Genomic DNA, 17,108 nt, shown 5'->3' on the forward strand with positions numbered 1-17,108 from the left:
TTTCCAATAGGGCAGGGCACTTTATTGATACAGGCAATGCCGACGCCATTCCTGCCGCTGCTGCGGCGTGAGGATTTGCAGCAGGGCGTGTTGGGCGCGCAGGCTTTCCACTTCGCGCTGCATTTGCGGGGTGTATTTTTCGTTCACATAATGGCGTGCCATGTTTTCATCGAACACCGGGCCGGAGAGCACCAAATTGGAAGCTTGTGTGGTGTATTGGCGCAGGTTGCGCGATTGTGCCACGAGGTTGTCCATCCGTTGACGGTATTCGGCGCGCACTTGGCGCAGCTGCTCCTGTTGGCTGCTGCTGAGCGCAAGCTGGCGCATATCGCAGTTGGGGCTGTCGGCCAAGGCAAGGCTGCCGGCAGTGAGCAGGACGGTGGAAAACACAATCCGGCAAAGGGTTTGGCGGCGGGGGAGAGGAGTCATGGAATTAACTCTTTAGATTCAGTATCGAACCAAGTAAATTTATTGCTACCAGTATACGAATGACGGCGTGAAACACGGTATAATCTTGGTAAACCTGTGTAAACAACAATGTAGTGGAAATCACTACGTTTTTGGCACGATGTGCGATGAATTATAGCCCCATTTATAGAAGAAAGCACCAACATGACCCACTACTGTATCGCTCCGAGCATTTTATCTGCCGATTTTGCCCGTTTGGGCGAAGAAGTGCGGCGCGTGATTGCCGCCGGGGCCGACTGGATCCATTTTGATGTGATGGACAACCACTACGTGCCCAACCTCACTTTCGGGCCGATGGTGTGCGCCGCGCTCAAACCTTATGCCACCGTGCCGCTGGATGTGCATTTGATGGTGGAGCCGGTGGATGAAATGATTCAGGCTTTTGCCAAGGCCGGTGCCGACATCATCACCTTCCACCCTGAAGCCAGCCGCCATATCGACCGCAGCTTAAGCCTGATCCGCGATAGCGGCTGTCGCGCCGGGCTGGTGCTCAACCCCGCCACGCCGGTGTATGTGTTGGAACACGTTTTAGACAAGCTCGATGTGGTGCTGCTGATGTCGGTTAACCCCGGCTTTGGTGGGCAGAAATTTATTCCGCACACGCTGGAGAAAATCGAACAGGTGCGCTCGCTCACCAACCTCTACGCCGCCGAAAGCGGTCGCCGCATCCTGATTGAGGTGGACGGCGGCATCAAGGCCGACAACATCGCCGAAATCGCTGCCGCCGGTGCCGACACCTTCGTGGCCGGTTCCGCCATTTTCAATCAGCCCGACTACGCCTCAGTGATTGCCGAAATGCGTCGGCAGTTGGAAAAGGTCGGCGGTTGATACGGTAAAAGGCTACCTGAAACTTTACAGATACAGCGGAAGCACTTCATTTCTTCCTGCCGCGTGAGCCGCCTTGGCATACTTGGTATGGCTGGCAGTAGGGCAGGGGAAATTGAGTGTTTCCGCTCAAGCTTTTTCAGGTAGCCCGTGTTGCAGGCTACCTGAAAAACCAAACCGCAGCTTTCAGGTAGCCTCATGCTGCAGCCCGCCTGAAACATTGATACAATCCCCCGCTTATTCTTAATCCCGCAGAAAGCCCGCCATGAAAGCCTCCCAGTTCTTTATTTCCACCCTCAAAGAAGCACCCGCCGAAGCCGCGCTGGCCAGCCACAAGCTCATGCTGCGCGCCGGGCTGATTAAAGCCAACGCCTCCGGCCTCTACACTTGGATGCCCATGGGCTTGCGCGTGCTGCGCAAAGTGGAGGCCGTGGTGCGTGAAGAGATGAACCGCGCCGGTGCCATCGAGCTTTTGATGCCCGTTATCCAGCCGGCCGACTTGTGGAAAGAATCCGGCCGCTGGGATTTCTACGGCGACGAGCTGCTGCGCATCACCGACCGCCACGACAACACCTTCTGCTTCAGCCCCACTTGCGAAGAGCTGATCACCGACATCGTGCGCAAAGAAATCACCAGCTACAAACAGCTGCCCAAGAATTTCTACCACATCCAAACCAAATTCCGCGACGAGCGCCGCCCCCGCTTCGGCGTGATGCGCGCGCGCGAATTTGTGATGAAAGACGCCTATTCCTTCCACGCCGACTACGAATCCCTGGTGCGCGACGGCTACCAGCCCATGTACAACGCCTACTGCCGCGTGTTCGACCGCCTTGGCCTCGACTACCGCCCCGTGGCCGCAGACACCGGCAGCATCGGCGGCACCGGCTCGCACGAATTCCAAGTGCTGGCCGAAAGCGGCGAAGACGTCATCGCCTACAGCAGCGAATCCGATTTCGCCGCCAATATCGAGCTCGCCCCCACCTTGCGCCAGAGCGGCGAGCGCGCCCCTGCACAGGAAGAACTCGCCAAAGTGCACACCCCCGGCGTGAAAACCATTCCCGCGCTGGTGGAATTTTTGCAGATTCCGATTGAACGCACGCTCAAATCCATCGTGGTGGAAGGCGAAGAAGAGGGCGAACTCGTGTTGCTGCTGCTGCGCGGCGACCACGAATTTAACGACATCAAAGCCGAAAAACTGCCAGGCGTGAAAAGCCCGCTGGCCATGGCGTCGTCCGAAGCCATTAAAGAAAAATTCGGCGCAAACGGCGGCTCGCTCGGCCCGGTGGGCTTCAAAGGCAAAGTGTATGCCGACTTCGCCGTAGAAAAACTGGCCGACACCGTGATCGGCGCCAACGAAGACGACCACCACTACACCGGCTTCAACTTCGGCCGCGACTGCCCCGAGCCCGAATTTGCCGACATCCGCAACGTGATCGCCGGCGACCCCAGCCCCGACGGCAAAGGCTACCTGAAACTCGCACGCGGCATCGAAGTCGGCCATGTGTTCCAGCTGCGCGACAAATATTCCGCGGCGCTGAACGCCTCGTTCTTGGACAACAACGGCAAATCGCAAATCATGGAAATGGGCTGTTACGGCATCGGCATCACCCGTATCGTGGCCGCCGCCATCGAGCAGAACAACGACGGGCGCGGCATCATCTGGACCAATGCCATGGCGCCGTTCCAAGCCGTGATCGTGCCGATGAACTACAAAAAATCCGAAGCCGTGCGCGAGGCCGCCGATAAAATTTACGCCGAACTCACCGCCGCCGGAGTGGACGTGCTGCTCGACGACCGCGACGAACGCGCTGGCGTGCTGCTGGCCGACAGCGAACTGTTGGGCATCCCGCACCGCATCGCCATCGGCGACCGCGGCCTGAAAGAAGGCAAAGTGGAATACACCGAACGGCGCAGCGGCGAAACCGAGCTGGTGGCGGCAGGCGAAATTGCCGCCAAGCTGAAAGGTTTGCTGGCTTAAGATTGTGCCAGATTAGGGGCTACCTGAAAAGCTTGGCTGGATAGAAGCTGCGTTTGTTTTCAGGTAGCCTTTTATATTGCCACAGGCAGGGTTTGCCTCTATCCATGTATAGTGAATTAAATTTAAACCAGTACAGCGTTGGCTCGCCTTGCCGTACTATTTGTACTGTCTGCGGCTCGCCGCCTTGTCCTGATTTAAATTTAATCCACTATAGTTGGCGCCCCTGCACCTGTGTTCATTTTCAGCCCGGGCAAAGCGTGAACAAGGCTACCTGAAAGCGAAGCGTCAACGCAGATACAGCATCGGTTCGGCTTTCAGGTAGCCCTTATGCCTCCGAGTTCTATCGATCCGCACAAACCGTTATTTAGCCGAAAGCCAGCTTTCCGCTACAATCCCACTTTTTCAAGCACACATAAAGGAACCCAATCATGGCACGTCTTCCCGTTTACACAGTAGAAACCGCCCCCGAAGCCGCCAAACCGCGCGTGGAAGCCGCGCTCAAGGCCAACGGCTTTATCCCCAACCTCATCGGCGTGCTGGCCAATGCGCCTGAAGCCCTGGCGTTTTATCAGGAAGTGGGCAAGCTCAACGCCGCCAACAGCCTCACCCCGGGCGAGGTGGAAGTGGTGCAGATTATCGCCGCCAAAACCAACGAATGCGGCTTCTGCGTGGCCGGGCACACCAAGATCGCCACGCTGAAAAAACTGCTTTCCGAAAAAGCCATCCAAGCCTCGCGCCATCTGAACCCCGCCGAATTCGACGACGCCAAACTGGCCGCTCTGGCCGCCTTCACCCAAGCCGTGATGGCAAAAAAAGGCGCGGTGTCCGATGCCGAGCTGCAAGCCTTTTTAGATGCGGGCTACAGTAAACAGCAATCGGTGGAAGTGGTGATGGGCGTGGCACTGGCCACCCTGTGCAACTACACCAACAACCTGGCGCAAACCGACATCAACCCCGAATTGCACGATTACGCTTAAACACACGCAGCTTGCTGCGGTGAGCGAAACCAAAGGCTACCTGAAATTTCAGGTAGCCTTTGGTTATGGGGCGGCAGAGCTTTGCCGACAGGGTATAGTGGATTAACAAAAACCAGTACGGCGTTGCCTCGCCTTGCCGTACTATCTGTACTGTCTGCGGCTTCGTCGCCTTGTCCTGATTTTTGTTAATCCACTATAGGTTCAAGCCTTTGAGATTTTCAGGTAGCCTGTGCCGTTGCAGGCTACCTGAAAATCTGTGGGGCGGCCCGCTGCGTTCATTTGCTCTGCCGCAAGCGGCCTGTTCCCGTTCGGTGTACAATGCTGCCGTTCAACCATCAACCCAGGAGCCACCCATGCCCAGCACCCAAACCCAGATTGCCGGTTTCTCGTTTGACAACTGCCTCATGAACGCCGCCGGCGTGGCCTGCATGAGCATTGCCGAATTGGAAGAAGTGAAAAACTCCGCCGCCGGCAGCTTTGTTACCAAAACCGCCACCCTTGAGCCGCGCGCCGGCAACCCCGAGCCGCGCTACCGCAACGTGCCGCTGGGCAGCATCAACTCCATGGGTCTGCCCAACCACGGCATCGATTACTACCTCGACTACCTGCTCGACCTGCAAAACCGCGAGCCGAACCGCACCTTCTTCCTCTCCCTAGTGGGCATGTCGCCCAGCGAAACCCACACCCTCCTGCACAAAGTGGAAGAGAGCGGCTTTAGCGGCCTCACCGAGCTCAACCTTTCCTGCCCTAATGTGCCGGGCAAGCCACAGATTGCCTACGATTTTGAAACCACGGAAAAAATCCTCGGCGATGCCTTTGCTTATTTCAGCAAACCGCTGGGCATCAAGCTGCCGCCCTATTTTGATATCGTCCACTTCGACCAAGCCGCCGCCATCTTCAACAAATTCCCGCTCAAATTTGTGAACTGCGTCAATTCCATTGGTAACGGCCTGTATGTGGAAGACGAAACCGTGATCATCCGCCCCAAAAACGGCTTCGGCGGCATCGGCGGCGAATACATCAAACCCACGGCGCTGGCCAATGTGCACGCTTTCTACCAGCGGCTCAACCCCTCCATTCAAATCATCGGCACCGGCGGCGTGCTCACCGGCCGCGATGCTTTCGAACACATCCTGTGCGGCGCCAGCATGGTGCAAGTGGGCACCACCCTGCATAAAGAAGGAGTGCCTGCCTTCACCCGCATCACTGAAGAGCTGAAAGCCATCATGGCCGAAAAAGGCTATGAAACGCTGGACGATTTCCGCGGCAAATTGAAATATTTGGGCTAACCGAAATCGGCGTATCAAACAATAAAGGCTACCTGAAAAATTTCAGGTAGCCTTTTTAAATCGGATAGGATTGGTGCTGTTTGCCTGCGTTATGGGATTATCCTGATTTATATGGCAATCCAGTTTGCTATAAATTGAGAAAGAAAATCATCCATGTTCTTGTTATCAGGCGTAAAATGGGCACTACCAACACTGCTTTAAGGAGAGTAATCATGCACGAGAAACAGATAAAACTCATCGCTTATGCCTCCATTATCGCGCTTTGGCTGGTGTGGCTGGCGGATCTGGCCATCGACATCCGCACCATGTTCGATGACGGTTTCTGGCAGAATATGGCGTGTCTCCCGCCGTGGCGTGTGGAAGTGGCTACATTTGCCCTGTTCCTTTTTCCGTTTGTATCGGGTGGCGTGTATGTGCTCAATAGGGGTTTGCGGCAGCCCTGGTTATGCCTGATGCTGGTGTTTCTGTTTAGTACGGTGTGCATTTATATGCACAGCAGCTATTTTTATTTCGCCCGCGCTGCTGCGTACCATGCCACGCTGTCGGGCGCGGAACGTGAGGCGGTGGGTGCTTTGCTGGCGGAATACCAGTCGTTTAAAAATATTTTCGGCGCGGTATTTCTGATTGGCGTGCTGGTGGTCAGCGTGTGGCTGTTTGCCGTGGTGGCGGCTGGGAAAACCGTGTTTCCGCGAGCTTTCGCCCTGCTCAGCCCGCTGACGGGCGTGCTGTTGGGCAGAATGCTCAGAGTTGTTTATCCGTCTGCCGCCGGAACGCTGTATCCCGTGCTCATCCCGTCTTTCTGGATGGCTTTGCTGTTTACCGTTTATCTGCTGTATTTGCTGCGATACGGGCAAACGAACAAATAAGTGGCTACGATACAAAGATTGCCGCCAAAAGGCTACCTGAAATATTTAGTTGCGCAGAAACTACGCTGCGCGGTACTTTCAGGTAGCCTTTTTATCTCCGCAGCCAAGCTGCCGCAGGGTTTAGAAATGATTTTTCAATTCGCGTAGGGCGGTGAAGACTTGTTCTTCGCCGTGCAGGTTTTGGCTGCTGAGTTCGGCGGTGCGTGCGGCTACCTGAAAATCGGCGGTGCGCAGGAAGGGGTTGATTTGCCGCTCGTGGGCGAGGGATGTGGGCAGGGTGGGCGTGTGCACGGCGGCGGCCAGGCTGCGGGTGATTTCGGGGTTGTGCGGCTCGATGTGTGCGGCGAAGCGCAGGTTGGCGGCGGTGTATTCGTGGGCCGGGTAGAGCAGGGTGTTTTCAGGTAGCCTGTTGATGCGTTGCAGGGAGGCGAAGAGTTGGGCGGGGGTGCCGTCGAAAACGCGGCCGCAGCCGGCGGAAAAGAGGGTGTCGCCGCAGAAGATATGGGCTTGCCCGCCCGCTTGCAGCAGGTAGCTGAGGTGGGTTTGGGTATGGCCGGGGGTGTGCCAAACTTCCACTTGGCTTTGCCAGAGCGGCCAGCGGCTGCCTTCGCCTACGGTGTGAGTGGCGTGGGGGATGTCGCGGTTGGCGTAAACGCGGCAGTCGGGGAACTGGCGGATGAGCTCGGGTAGGCCGGCGGTGTGGTCGGCGTGGTGGTGGGTAATCCAGATTTGGCGCAGCACCAAGCCGTGGGCTTTCAGGTAGTCTGCTACGGGGGCGGCGTCGCCGGGGTCGATGCAGACGGCTTCGTTGCCTTGTTGGGGCAGCCAGATGTAGTTGTCGGCAAGGGCTTGGATAGGAGTGATTTTGAACATGATGGCGATGTTAATAAATTGACAAAAGGGTGGCCGATTGCTAGCCTTCACAGCATTTTACACGATAAGGGAGCGGCAGATGACTGCTGTGGATTATGTAGTGAATTTGGTGTTGAGCGGGATTTTGATTGTGGGGGCGTATCAGTTTTATTTTTTCACCCAGCGCCACCCGCTGCGGCCGGCGCAGGTGCTGCATTCGCCGCTGGATGAGAAGATTCCGTTTGTGGCTTGGTGGTCGTGGGTGTATAGCTTTTTGTATTATCCGGCGATTTTGTATTTAAACTGGCTGATGGCGGATTCGCGCCAGTTTGTGATGACGGCGTTTAGCTTTTTGATTTTGCTGTTTGTGCAGATGCTGTTTTTCTGGCTGTGGCCGGTGTCCACGCCGCCGCACTGGCGCAGTGTGAACACGGGCAAAACGGTTTCGGAGAAGTTTTTGCTGTTTGTGCAGAAGTTCGACCAATCCACCAACTGCTTCCCGAGCATGCACGTTTCGGTGGCGATGCTCACGGCCATGTATGCCTACCCGAGCATGGGCGCGGTGGCGTTTGCCTTTCCGGTGTTGATCGCGCTTTCCTGTATGTTTACCAAGCAGCACTATCTGATAGATTTGCCCGCCGGCGCGTTTTTAGGCTGGCTGGTGTTTAAGCTGTATGGTTGGCTGATGTTGGGATAAATGAGAAGGCTACCTGAAAGTCCCAGGTAGCCTTTTTTACTGCGAGGGTCAACTAGGAGGCGGCGTTGTTATGCCGCCGTTTGAAGTGTCGGGCTGTTCAAGTTTCCAGGTAGCCTGAAGTCTTTACCAAACAATATGCATTTGGCGCAGGGTGGGTTTATACTCGCTCTGTTTTCAATGGATTGCACGGGCTAAGTCTCAATCTTAAGCAAAGGCGGGCAGGCAATCTGCCATTAAACAACAGGGCATGGTTTTCAGCCTGTTAGGCTGGATAGAGGCTACCTGAAAAATTGGCGCGGATATCAGCGCTCGCGGCGTACGCTTTGCCGCCAGCGGCCGTTCACGAGCCGTTTGGTGGTGATTTCGATGTAAGCGCCGTTGGCTTGTCGGCTATCCCATGTGGTGACGGCGATTTTACGCGGAGCGCGACCAGGGATAATCTGCCAGGTTTCTTCGGCGTGGAAGCAGCAGCCGTCGCGGGCAGCGGTGGTCAGGGTGTGGCGGGCGGCATCCACGCGGAACATACCCATGTAGTCGGAGGCGAGCTCGGTGAGCTCGCGGCTTTTAACGAAGCGACCGGATTGGGTCTGCACGTAGATATCGTAGCTGGGGCTGCTGTAGTAGCCACCATTGCCGTTGCGGATGGCCAGGTCGAGTTTGCCGTCGAAGTTGTAGTCACCCATTTGCACATCACTTGGCCACAATCCATTGTTGTGGAAAGAGAGTTGTTCGCTGCGGAAGCTTTGCGAGAAGCTGCCGTGGCGCAGGGTAACTTGGGCTGGGCCCATGCAAATCATGCCATCTCTGTCGCAGCTGTCGCTTTGCACTTCGGCCTGCCAGCCGGGAGGCAGTTTAGTCGCATCTACAGTTAGACTGCGGGCGTGGGTGGTGAAGGGCAGGATGGCAAGCAGGAGCAGTAGGGTGGGTTTCATGGCGATCTCCAAGGGTGGGGAAAGGGGTTGAGGCAGATTATAGCAGCAAAATCAGGCGGCTGGTTTGGTTTCGGTAGATATGGTTTCAGGTAGCCTTAACCAGCGGTTTTGGCAAAACGGGGCAAATCGGGCATGATTCGGTTTGGACGAACTGCAAACAGGAAAAGGGCAGATGGAGATTTATCTGGTGGGCGGCGCGGTGCGCGATGCCTTGTTGGGGCGGGAAGTGAAAGACCGCGATTGGGTGGTGGTGGGCGCCGATGCGCCGGCCATGCTTGCGGCGGGCTATCAGCCGGTGGGTAAGGATTTTCCGGTGTTCCTGCACCCCGAAACGCATGAGGAATACGCCCTGGCGCGCACCGAGCGCAAAACCGGGCGCGGCTATGCCGGCTTCACTTTCCACACCGAGCCGGACGTTACCCTGGAGCAAGACCTGCAACGGCGCGACCTCACCATCAACGCCATGGCGCAGGATGCAGCCGGGCAGATTATCGACCCTTTCGGCGGGCAGGCCGATTTGGCCGCGGGCATATTGCGCCACGTTTCCCCCGCCTTCGCTGAAGATCCGGTGCGGATTTTGCGCACCGCGCGGTTTGTCGCCCGCTACGGTTTTCAGGTAGCCCCCGAAACCCTGCGCCTGATGGTGGATATGGTGCAAAACGGCGAAGCCGATGCGCTGGTGGCCGAGCGCGTGTGGCAGGAGTTTGCGCGCGGGCTGATGGAAGCGCGGCCGGGGCGCATGATTGACGTGCTGCGCCAATGCGGCGCGCTCGCTGTGCTGCTGCCCGAAGTGGAAGCCTTGTTCGGCGTGCCGCAGCGCGCAGACTACCACCCCGAAATCGACTGCGGCATCCACACCCTGCTTACCCTGCAAAGCGCCGCCGATGCCGGCCTGAGCCTGCCTGAACGCTACGCCGCGCTGCTGCACGATTTGGGCAAAGCCGCCACCCCGCCCGAAATCCTGCCCGCACACCACGGCCACGAGGAAGCCGGCGTGCCGCTGGTGCAGGCCGTTAATCAGCGCTGGAAAGTGCCCAAAGCCTGCGCCGACTTAGCCTTGCAAGTGTGCCGCTGGCACGGGCGGCTGCATAAAGCGGCAGAATTGCGCCCGCAAACCGCCGCCAAAATTTTGCAGCAAACCGATGCCTACCGCCGCCCCGAACGCTTCGCCGCCATGCTCAACGTGTGCCGCGCCGACGCGCAAGGCCGCCTCGGCTTCGAACACGCCGCCTACCCGCAGCGCGAACACTGGCTCGCCCTGCTCGCCGCCGCGCAGCAAACCGACACCGCCGCCATCGCCGCCGCCCACGCCGAGCAACCGCAACGCATCGCCGAAGCCATCGCCGCCGACAGGCTGGCGCGGATTAAACCCTTGCAGGAGGTGTATCGGCGGGAGCAGGAGAGGGCTACCTGAAAAAGTATGGCCGAAGCGTTTTGCTGTTATTTATCGGCAGGCAGCGGTTGCGGCTGAACATCGGGCATCGGCGCGATGGGGCTGAATTGCAGGCCGGTTTGCACGGGGGCGAAGCGGGCGCGGTCGCTTTCTTTGGGCAGGTAGAGGTCGCCTTTATAGCCGCAGGCGCTCAAAAGCAGGGCGGCGGCAAGGGCGGGGGGCAGGGTTCGCATCATCATCAACTCGAAATTGCCTGAAACAGGCGGCTGTGGCAAGATGGCGCATCTTAAACAAAAAAGCCGCCGTGCACAAACCATCATGAACGAAACCGAATTTTTGCGCTATTCCGACCAGTTGTTTGCCCACATCGAAGACCAGCTCGACCAGTGCGGCGCCGATTTCGACTGCGAACACAACGGCAATGTGCTCACCATCGAGGCCGATAACGGCACGCAGATTATCGTAAACCGCCACACGCCGAACCAGGAGCTGTGGATTGCCGCCAAAAGCGGCGGCTACCACTTCGCCCTGCGCGATGGCGAATGGCGCTCCACCCGCGACGGCAGTAGCTTTTTCGCCATGCTGAACGAAGTGTTGGGCGAGGCGGCGGGCGAAACGGTGGAGATTGAGCCGCTGTAGTTTGGGCCGGACGCTTGGTAAAGGCTACCTGAAAATCGATTGTAGATTTTCAGGTAGCCTTTACTCATTAAGGCCGCCGCTTGATTTTATGCAATACCATGCCGATAACGATGGCACAGAGCAGCAGGCCGAAGGCTGCGGGCAGGATAACGGCGTAGCCCGCAGCCTGGCCGTAACGGATGCTCCACAGGATTTTGCCTGCGGCAGCTGCGGCTAGGCAGAACAGCCCGAGGCGCGGTTTGCGCTGCCAGAAGGCGGCGGCAATCAGCGTCAGGCTCAGAACAACCATGCCCGATGCCAAGACTTTGGCCGTATTCCAGCCGCCGAGCAGGAAGTCTTGCTCCATGGACAAAAACTGCCGGATGCGTTCGTTTGGATAGTCGGGCGGGGGAAACCAAAACATACTGCTGAGCAGCAGCAACAAGGTAGCCCAAATACCGGCGTGGCTGCGGCGGTAGGCTGCGAGGCAGAAGGGGATGAGGAACAGCGGGCGGAGGTACCAGCTCAGGGGGTTATGATGCCGGGCGAATGCCCAATGGAAAAAACGGCTGTCGGCAAAAAAAGCGGCAATCAAGGCGGCGCTGAGCAGAGCGAATAGGATGGCGGCTGCACGATCGATGGCTGGTCGGTTCATGGGGCGGCTAATATAGTGAATTAAAATAAAAACGGGGCAAGGCGGCGAGCCGCAGACAGTATGAGCAATACGGCAAGGCGAGCCAACGCGGTAGCATTCTTATTTTAATCCACGATAAAAGGCTACCTGAAAACGGTTTGGATGTTTTCAGGTAGCCTTTGCTTTAGCGGTGTTTGATTGTCCAGCAGCGGTGGATTTTGCGGTTGCGGAAATCTTCGGGCACGGATTGGCGGCTGATTTCGACCACGGCATGGCGTTCGGCCACGGCGGGTTCGAGCTCGAAGCTGCGCAGGTTGTTGGAAAAATAAAGCGTGCCGCCGGGCTCGAGCAGGTGCATGGCTTCGCGGATGAGGCGGGGGTGGTCGCGCTGGATGTCGAGAATGTCGAGCATTTTTTTGCTGTTGGAAAAGCTGGGCGGGTCCATCACGATGAGGTCGAAGCGTTTGCCTTCGGCGGCGGCGTTTTGCAGGTATTGGAAGACGTCGGCGCGGATGATGCGGTGCTGCTCGGGATTGATGCGGTTGAGCTCGAAGTTGCGCCGTGCCCAATCGAGATAGGTGTTGGACAAATCGACGGTTTCGCTGCTAACAGCGCCGCCGGTGGCGGCATATACGCTGAAGCTGCCGGTGTAGGAGAAGAGGTTGAGGAAGCGTTTGCCTCGGGCTTCGCTGCCCACGAGGGCGCGGGTGTTGCGGTGGTCGAGGAAGAGGCCGGTGTCGAGGTATTTGTCGAGGTTTACCCAGAAGGCGCGACCGTTTTCGTGCACGATAAAATCTTCGCCGCTGCGGCCGGTTTTTTCGTATTGGCTGCTGCCGCGCTGGCGGCTGCGCTGTTTGAGGTGGATGTGTTCGGCGGGAAAGCCGGTGATGAATTGTACGGCTTCCACCACTTCGGCCAGCCAGGCTTCGTATTCGGCATGCTGCATGATCCAGCCGGTGTCGTATTCCTGCAGGTGGACGTGGTTGCCGTAGATGTCGATGGCGAAGGGGTATTGCGGGATGTCGCGGTCGTAGAGCCGCCAGGCTTCGATGTTTTGCCGGCGCGCCCATTTGATGAGGTGCTTGGCGTTTTTGCCCAGCCGGTTGGCAAAGGCGGTGATTTCACTCATGTGAGGGCTACCTGAAAAGTGGAAAAGGAGTGCGGCTATTTTACGGTTAATTGCCCCGTCGCTCCAAACGGGTAACTGTGGCTTTCAGGTAGCCTTTTCGGTAGATATAGTGAATTAACAAAAAACAGTACAGCGTTGGCTTGCCTTGCCGTAACGTGTGTACTGTCTGCGGCTCGCCGCCTTGTCCTGATTTTTGTTAATTCACTATAGGTGTCAATCCAAAGATTTTGCTTGACCGATTCCAAGCAAACGCCTAATATGCCGCCTCTTTTTTTGTTCGAAGCCATCGTCTTCAGCCCCCGCAGTTTTACAGCTGCGTCTGTTTGCCGCATTTTGCGTGCAATCCTTCTCTGCTTCGCAGGTTGTCGCCGATGCCACTCCAAGCGCTTTGCTTGCGACAATCTTTTGCGTAACCTCCAGCGGCTGCCCTCGTTTTCTTTGCTGCATGAGCCCGTTTTGCCGTACTGCCTGTACCGTTTGCGGCCTGCCCTAGTATGGAAAGCGAAGGAATCACGCCTCTTTCTGTTAGCGCATCCTTTTGCTTCGCGGCTGCCCGTTTTGTGCGGGCGGAAAGTATTGTTGTCTTTTTTGGAAACACATGACCATCCAATTCAGCGACCTGCTGCACGATAAAAACCTGCTCGCCGCCCTGCGTTCCGCGGGCTACATCGAGCCCACCCCCATCCAAACCCAAGCCCTGCCTGCTGCCATTGAAGGCCGCGACATCATGGCTTCGGCGCAAACCGGCTCCGGCAAAACCGCCGCTTTTCTGCTGCCCAGCCTGCAGCGCATCACCCGCCGCAGCGACAAGCCCGGCAAAGGCCCGCGCATCCTCGTGCTCACGCCCACGCGCGAGCTGGCGGCGCAGGTGGAAAAAAACGCCAAAATCTACGCCCAAAACATGAAATGGCTGCGCACCGTTACCCTGGTGGGCGGCTCGTCTTTCGGTTTTCAAATCAAAGCGCTGGCCAAGCCGATTGATTTGGTGGTGGCCACGCCCGGCCGCCTGATGGACCACATGCGCAGCGGCCGCATCGATTTCGACCGCCTCGAAGTGCTGGTGCTCGACGAAGCCGACCGCATGCTAGATATGGGCTTTATCGACGACATCGAAATCATCGTGGCCGCTACGCCCGAAAGTCGCCAAACCCTGCTCTTTTCTGCCACTTGGGACGGTGCCGTGGGCAAACTCGCCCGCCGGCTCACCAAAAATCCCGAAGTGATTGAAATCGAACGAGAAGACAACCAAGGCAAAATCGACGAGCAGCTCTTTTACTGCGACGATAAAAACCACAAAAACCGCCTGCTCGACCATATTTTGCGCGATGCCAATATCGACCAGTGCATCATCTTCACCAGTACCAAAGCCATGAGCGAACAGCTGGCCGACGAACTCTACGAAAAAGGCTTCGCCGCCAACTGCCTGCACGGCGACATGCCGCAAAACTGGCGCAACCGCACGCTGATGGATTTGCGCAAAGGGCGTATCAAAGTGTTGGTGGCCACCGATGTGGCCGCGCGCGGCATCGACGTGCCCAGCATCACCCACGTGATCAACTACGACCTGCCCAAACAGGCCGAAGACTACGTGCACCGCATCGGCCGTACCGGCCGCGCCGGCCGCCACGGCCTCGCCCTCACTTTCGCGGAAGTGAACGAATATATGGCGGTGCACAAAATCGAAAAATACCTCGGTCGCAAGCTGCCCGAGTTCACCATCGAAGGCATGGAGCCCACCCGCAAGCGCAGCAAAGCCCCGCGCAAAGCCAAAGGCGGCGGCTGGAAACAAAAAGGCGGCCGCAAGCCCAGCGGCAGCGGCAAACCCTTCGGCCGCCCCGCTGGCAACCCGCGCGGTAAAGCCCGCAAACCGGCCGCTCAAGGCCGCCGCGCCTGATATGGTTGAACCATTTTCCCCCTGGTAGGCGAAGCGACGCAGCAGGGGAAAATAAGTGTTTGAGCTATGGCCGGCTCAGTAGCAGCGGGCCGTAAAGAATAAAGGCTACCTGAAAATTGGGAAGCGGCACGAAATTGCCGGATTGTTTTCAGGTAGCCCTTAGTTTGCTCGAACGATTGGCTTGTTTGCCCGGCTTAAAGTAAGATGATTGGCTGTTGGAGTGTAGCGAGAACGCTTCCCTGTGCATGAACACTGTGTCGGGGAGACGCCTAAAGCCAAACCCAAAAATACCGCTTTCCGAGCAGATTGCAAAACAGCCAATCTACGGCACATTGTGCCGTAAACGTAAACTGCGGCTCAAACATCTCGTTTCACGGGATGGCCTGATTTCTATTTTGAACGGCGATACCGTTTGGGCTACCTGAAAACAGATGGCGTTGCTGATGTCTGCTTTACAGTAGTCCTATTGTTTTAACTTCATTGAGGCTTCGTTTTCAGGTAGCCTGTTCCATCATTTTCCCCAACCCTGCCGCTTATTGCCGCAGAAGAACCGTTGATGAATATCACGAGTTAGGAGTGTAACCGTATGAAAAACCAACGAAACTCTAATAAACATAATCCGCGCCGTGCCGATGAAAAAGCTTCAGGTAGCCCTAAGCGCCAGCAGCGGCCCGAAGCTGAGAAAGCGCCGAAAACCCGCGTGGCACGGGCAAAGAAGCTGGCGGTGCGCCCGGCTAACCAAAAAGTGCAGAGCCAAGTGCGCCGTTTGCAGGAACAGCGTTCCGATTTGAGCGGCATCGAGCCGGTGCGCCTACAAAAGGCACTGGCCGCTTCGGGCGTGGGTTCGCGCCGCGAGATGGAGGAATGGATTCAGAACGGTTGGGTAACGGTGAACGGCAAGGTGGCGCAGCTGGGCGATAAGGTGCGGCCGGAAGACCAGGTGTTGGTGAAAGGCAGCGTGATCAAGCTGAAATGGCTGGATCGATTGCCGCGTATCATTTTGTATTACAAGCAGGAAGGCGAGATTGTGTCGCGCGACGACCCGCAGGGGCGCGTGAGCATTTTCGACCGCCTGCCGCAGGCAGCAAGCAGCCGTTGGGTGGCCATCGGCCGCTTGGACATCAATACCAGCGGCCTGCTGATTCTTACCACTTCCGGCGAGCTGGCTAACCGCTTTGCCCACCCGAGCTTCGAAGTGGAGCGCGAGTATGCGGTGCGCGTGTTGGGCGAGCTGGGCATGGACGAGATGCGCCTGCTCACCAGCGAGGGCGTGATGCTGGAAGACGGCCTGGCGCGGGTGGAACGCATCCACAGCCAGGGCGGGGAAGGCGCGAACAAATGGTATAATGTGGTGCTCAAAGAGGGGCGCAACCGCGAAGTGCGCCGCATTTTCGAGCATTTCGGCCTTACGGTGAGCCGCCTGGTGCGAACCGGCTTCGGGCCGATTGGTTTGCCCAACCGATTGAAGCGCGGGCAGTTTTATGAGCTGAACGCGGCGGAAGTGGCCTCAGTGATGAAGTGGGCGGATTTGCCGCTGCCGGATAGCCGTCGCCGGCCTGGCTGACGGTATGCTGCCAAAGGCTACCTGAAAAATTAAATAGCCGCTTTCCTATTGTTCTTTAACGAGTTATGAAACAGCCCAACCGCATCGATTCCCAGCCGGCATTTTTGCTGTCGGCCACGCCGTGGCGCGAAACCAGTCTGCTGGTGGAGCTGTTTAGCCGCGATTATGGGCGGGTGGCGGTGGTGGCGCGCAGCGCACGCAAGCGGCAGAGCGAATTACGAGGCGTGTTGGTGCCGTTTGTGCCGGTTCAGGTGGCCTGGTATGGCAAGGAAGAGTTGAGAACGCTGCATCGCGCCGAATGGCTGGGCGGCTGGCCGCAGCCGCAGGGCAGGGCGCTGCTGAGCGGGCTGTATGTAAATGAATTGGTGCAGAAACTCACTGCCCGAGAAGACCCGCAGCCTGCGTTGTATGAGGCCTTGCAGCAGGTGATGCGTACTTTGTGCACCGAACCGAACCATGCCGCCGTGCTGCGCCGTTTTGAGTGGATATTGCTCACGTTGGCGGGCTACGCGCCGGACTTGCAGAAAGATAGCACAGGATGTTCAGTGGAAGCCGACCGGCAATACTGGCTGCGGCCGGAACATGCGGTGCTGCCGCTGGATCAGCGGCATAGCCTGCCATCGGCAGAGGCGCAGCCGGGTGTGGCTGTAGATGGCGATGTGTTGATTCAGCTGCAAAACGGCGAATTTACCAATGCCGCCGCTTTGCAACAAGCACGTCGGATTACGCGTATGCTGCTGGATTTCCGCCTGCCGGAAGGGATTAAATCGCGGCAGGTGTTGCAGCAGATGCAGGTTTTCAGATAGCCTTTATCAATAGTTTTAGATAAGCAAACCATTAAGTTGTACGTGTTGGATATGTAGAAAATCATGGGTATTACGTCGCGTGGCGAAGGCGATTCACGGTAAACTTTAACGGCCGTCCGCCGTCTATATCTCACTGTGTGGCGGTAGTTTCGATGCTGTTTTGCTTGCCGACATTATGTGCAACAT

At 57.4% G+C, this 17,108-nt stretch carries 17 protein-coding genes and 1 pseudogene; 11 read left to right on the plus strand and 7 right to left on the minus strand.

Features of this window, described 5'->3' with window-relative positions; genetic code table 11:
* Positions 1-21: 21 nt before the first annotated feature.
* Complete coding sequence (locus tag A7P96_RS09550) at positions 22-429, minus strand: Spy/CpxP family protein refolding chaperone (protein WP_067526636.1); 408 nt, start codon at positions 427-429, stop codon at positions 22-24.
* A gap of 183 nt (positions 430-612) precedes the next feature.
* Between A7P96_RS09550 and rpe the strand changes: the two genes are divergently transcribed.
* Positions 613-1,296 carry a ribulose-phosphate 3-epimerase gene (gene rpe / locus A7P96_RS09555; protein ID WP_067526638.1) on the plus strand — a complete coding sequence of 228 codons (684 nt, stop codon included), beginning with the start codon at positions 613-615 and terminating at the stop codon, positions 1,294-1,296.
* 262 nt (positions 1,297-1,558) lie between these two features.
* On the plus strand, positions 1,559-3,271 hold the full coding sequence (locus A7P96_RS09560) for a proline--tRNA ligase (protein WP_067526640.1): 1,713 nt from the start codon (positions 1,559-1,561) through the stop codon (positions 3,269-3,271).
* A gap of 103 nt (positions 3,272-3,374) precedes the next feature.
* Here the strand turns inward: A7P96_RS09560 and A7P96_RS10880 are convergent.
* Positions 3,375-3,484 (minus strand): annotated as a pseudogene (locus tag A7P96_RS10880) (IS5/IS1182 family transposase); the annotation flags it as partial.
* Positions 3,485-3,699: 215 nt separating this feature from the next.
* Between A7P96_RS10880 and A7P96_RS09565 the strand changes: the two are divergent.
* The 3 genes from A7P96_RS09565 to A7P96_RS09575 all read left to right on the plus strand — a co-directional run bounded on the left by A7P96_RS09565 (position 3,700) and on the right by A7P96_RS09575 (position 6,403).
* The gene (locus A7P96_RS09565; protein ID WP_067526642.1) at positions 3,700-4,248 is read left to right on the plus strand and encodes a carboxymuconolactone decarboxylase family protein; all 549 of its coding nucleotides are present in this window, start codon (positions 3,700-3,702) and stop codon (positions 4,246-4,248) included.
* A 353-nt stretch (positions 4,249-4,601) separates the two neighbouring features.
* A complete protein-coding gene (locus A7P96_RS09570; RefSeq protein WP_067526644.1) occupies positions 4,602-5,537 on the plus strand; it encodes a dihydroorotate oxidase in 936 nt (311 codons plus the stop codon).
* A gap of 212 nt (positions 5,538-5,749) precedes the next feature.
* Positions 5,750-6,403, plus strand: coding sequence for a DUF6796 family protein (locus tag A7P96_RS09575; protein ID WP_067526646.1), 654 nt, complete (start codon positions 5,750-5,752; stop codon positions 6,401-6,403).
* A 120-nt stretch (positions 6,404-6,523) separates the two neighbouring features.
* On the opposite strand, the gene gloB is transcribed toward A7P96_RS09575, so the two are convergent.
* Positions 6,524-7,276, minus strand: coding sequence for a hydroxyacylglutathione hydrolase (gloB, locus tag A7P96_RS09580; protein WP_067526648.1), 753 nt, complete (start codon positions 7,274-7,276; stop codon positions 6,524-6,526).
* Between the two features lie 79 nt (positions 7,277-7,355).
* Here gloB and A7P96_RS09585 point away from each other — a divergent pair, with 79 nt between their 5' ends.
* A complete protein-coding gene (locus tag A7P96_RS09585; protein WP_067526650.1) occupies positions 7,356-7,952 on the plus strand; it encodes a phosphatase PAP2 family protein in 597 nt (198 codons plus the stop codon).
* Between the two features lie 302 nt (positions 7,953-8,254).
* Here A7P96_RS09585 and A7P96_RS09590 read toward each other — a convergent pair whose 3' ends face one another.
* The gene (locus A7P96_RS09590; protein ID WP_067526652.1) at positions 8,255-8,884 is read right to left on the minus strand and encodes a VCBS repeat-containing protein; all 630 of its coding nucleotides are present in this window, start codon (positions 8,882-8,884) and stop codon (positions 8,255-8,257) included.
* A 172-nt stretch (positions 8,885-9,056) separates the two neighbouring features.
* Here A7P96_RS09590 and A7P96_RS09595 point away from each other — a divergent pair, with 172 nt between their 5' ends.
* Complete coding sequence (locus A7P96_RS09595) at positions 9,057-10,298, plus strand: multifunctional CCA addition/repair protein (protein ID WP_067526654.1); 1,242 nt, start codon at positions 9,057-9,059, stop codon at positions 10,296-10,298.
* A gap of 26 nt (positions 10,299-10,324) precedes the next feature.
* Here A7P96_RS09595 and A7P96_RS09600 read toward each other — a convergent pair whose 3' ends face one another.
* On the minus strand, positions 10,325-10,510 hold the full coding sequence (locus A7P96_RS09600; RefSeq protein WP_197476474.1) for a lipoprotein: 186 nt from the start codon (positions 10,508-10,510) through the stop codon (positions 10,325-10,327).
* 82 nt (positions 10,511-10,592) lie between these two features.
* Here A7P96_RS09600 and cyaY point away from each other — a divergent pair, with 82 nt between their 5' ends.
* A complete protein-coding gene (gene cyaY / locus A7P96_RS09605) occupies positions 10,593-10,916 on the plus strand; it encodes an iron donor protein CyaY (protein ID WP_231863676.1) in 324 nt (107 codons plus the stop codon).
* Between the two features lie 67 nt (positions 10,917-10,983).
* On the opposite strand, the gene A7P96_RS09610 is transcribed toward cyaY, so the two are convergent.
* Positions 10,984-11,550 (minus strand): hypothetical protein, encoded by a 567-nt coding sequence (locus A7P96_RS09610; protein ID WP_067526658.1) that lies wholly within the window; start codon positions 11,548-11,550, stop codon positions 10,984-10,986.
* A gap of 163 nt (positions 11,551-11,713) precedes the next feature.
* Positions 11,714-12,658 (minus strand): class I SAM-dependent methyltransferase, encoded by a 945-nt coding sequence (locus A7P96_RS09615; RefSeq protein ID WP_067526660.1) that lies wholly within the window; start codon positions 12,656-12,658, stop codon positions 11,714-11,716.
* Between the two features lie 598 nt (positions 12,659-13,256).
* Between A7P96_RS09615 and A7P96_RS09625 the strand changes: the two genes are divergently transcribed.
* From A7P96_RS09625 to recO, 3 genes are all read left to right on the plus strand, one after another.
* Positions 13,257-14,552 (plus strand): DEAD/DEAH box helicase, encoded by a 1,296-nt coding sequence (locus A7P96_RS09625; RefSeq protein ID WP_067526664.1) that lies wholly within the window; start codon positions 13,257-13,259, stop codon positions 14,550-14,552.
* Between the two features lie 586 nt (positions 14,553-15,138).
* Positions 15,139-16,116, plus strand: coding sequence for a pseudouridine synthase (locus A7P96_RS09630; protein WP_067526666.1), 978 nt, complete (start codon positions 15,139-15,141; stop codon positions 16,114-16,116).
* 65 nt (positions 16,117-16,181) lie between these two features.
* Entirely contained in the window at positions 16,182-16,922 is a 741-nt protein-coding gene (gene recO, locus A7P96_RS09635) for a DNA repair protein RecO (RefSeq protein WP_067526668.1), read from the plus strand.
* The last annotated feature ends 186 nt before the right edge of the window (positions 16,923-17,108 follow it).

The organism is Eikenella sp. NML03-A-027, from assembly GCF_001648395.1.
Lineage (GTDB): Bacteria > Pseudomonadota > Gammaproteobacteria > Burkholderiales > Neisseriaceae > Eikenella > Eikenella exigua.

What these genes read in the sequence shown, in the direction of transcription:
- A7P96_RS09550 (WP_067526636.1), bottom strand. Translation starts at nt 429, where the DNA reads ATGACTCCTCTCCCCCGCCGCCAAACCCTTTGCCGGATTGTGTTTTCC.
- rpe (WP_067526638.1), top strand. Translation starts at nt 613, where the DNA reads ATGACCCACTACTGTATCGCTCCGAGCATTTTATCTGCCGATTTTGCC.
- A7P96_RS09560 (WP_067526640.1), top strand. Translation starts at nt 1,559, where the DNA reads ATGAAAGCCTCCCAGTTCTTTATTTCCACCCTCAAAGAAGCACCCGCC.
- A7P96_RS09565 (WP_067526642.1), top strand. Translation starts at nt 3,700, where the DNA reads ATGGCACGTCTTCCCGTTTACACAGTAGAAACCGCCCCCGAAGCCGCC.
- A7P96_RS09570 (WP_067526644.1), top strand. Translation starts at nt 4,602, where the DNA reads ATGCCCAGCACCCAAACCCAGATTGCCGGTTTCTCGTTTGACAACTGC.
- A7P96_RS09575 (WP_067526646.1), top strand. Translation starts at nt 5,750, where the DNA reads ATGCACGAGAAACAGATAAAACTCATCGCTTATGCCTCCATTATCGCG.
- gloB (WP_067526648.1), bottom strand. Translation starts at nt 7,276, where the DNA reads ATGTTCAAAATCACTCCTATCCAAGCCCTTGCCGACAACTACATCTGG.
- A7P96_RS09585 (WP_067526650.1), top strand. Translation starts at nt 7,356, where the DNA reads ATGACTGCTGTGGATTATGTAGTGAATTTGGTGTTGAGCGGGATTTTG.
- A7P96_RS09590 (WP_067526652.1), bottom strand. Translation starts at nt 8,884, where the DNA reads ATGAAACCCACCCTACTGCTCCTGCTTGCCATCCTGCCCTTCACCACC.
- A7P96_RS09595 (WP_067526654.1), top strand. Translation starts at nt 9,057, where the DNA reads ATGGAGATTTATCTGGTGGGCGGCGCGGTGCGCGATGCCTTGTTGGGG.
- A7P96_RS09600 (WP_197476474.1), bottom strand. Translation starts at nt 10,510, where the DNA reads ATGCGAACCCTGCCCCCCGCCCTTGCCGCCGCCCTGCTTTTGAGCGCC.
- A7P96_RS09610 (WP_067526658.1), bottom strand. Translation starts at nt 11,550, where the DNA reads ATGAACCGACCAGCCATCGATCGTGCAGCCGCCATCCTATTCGCTCTG.
- A7P96_RS09615 (WP_067526660.1), bottom strand. Translation starts at nt 12,658, where the DNA reads ATGAGTGAAATCACCGCCTTTGCCAACCGGCTGGGCAAAAACGCCAAG.
- A7P96_RS09625 (WP_067526664.1), top strand. Translation starts at nt 13,257, where the DNA reads ATGACCATCCAATTCAGCGACCTGCTGCACGATAAAAACCTGCTCGCC.
- A7P96_RS09630 (WP_067526666.1), top strand. Translation starts at nt 15,139, where the DNA reads ATGAAAAACCAACGAAACTCTAATAAACATAATCCGCGCCGTGCCGAT.
- recO (WP_067526668.1), top strand. Translation starts at nt 16,182, where the DNA reads ATGAAACAGCCCAACCGCATCGATTCCCAGCCGGCATTTTTGCTGTCG.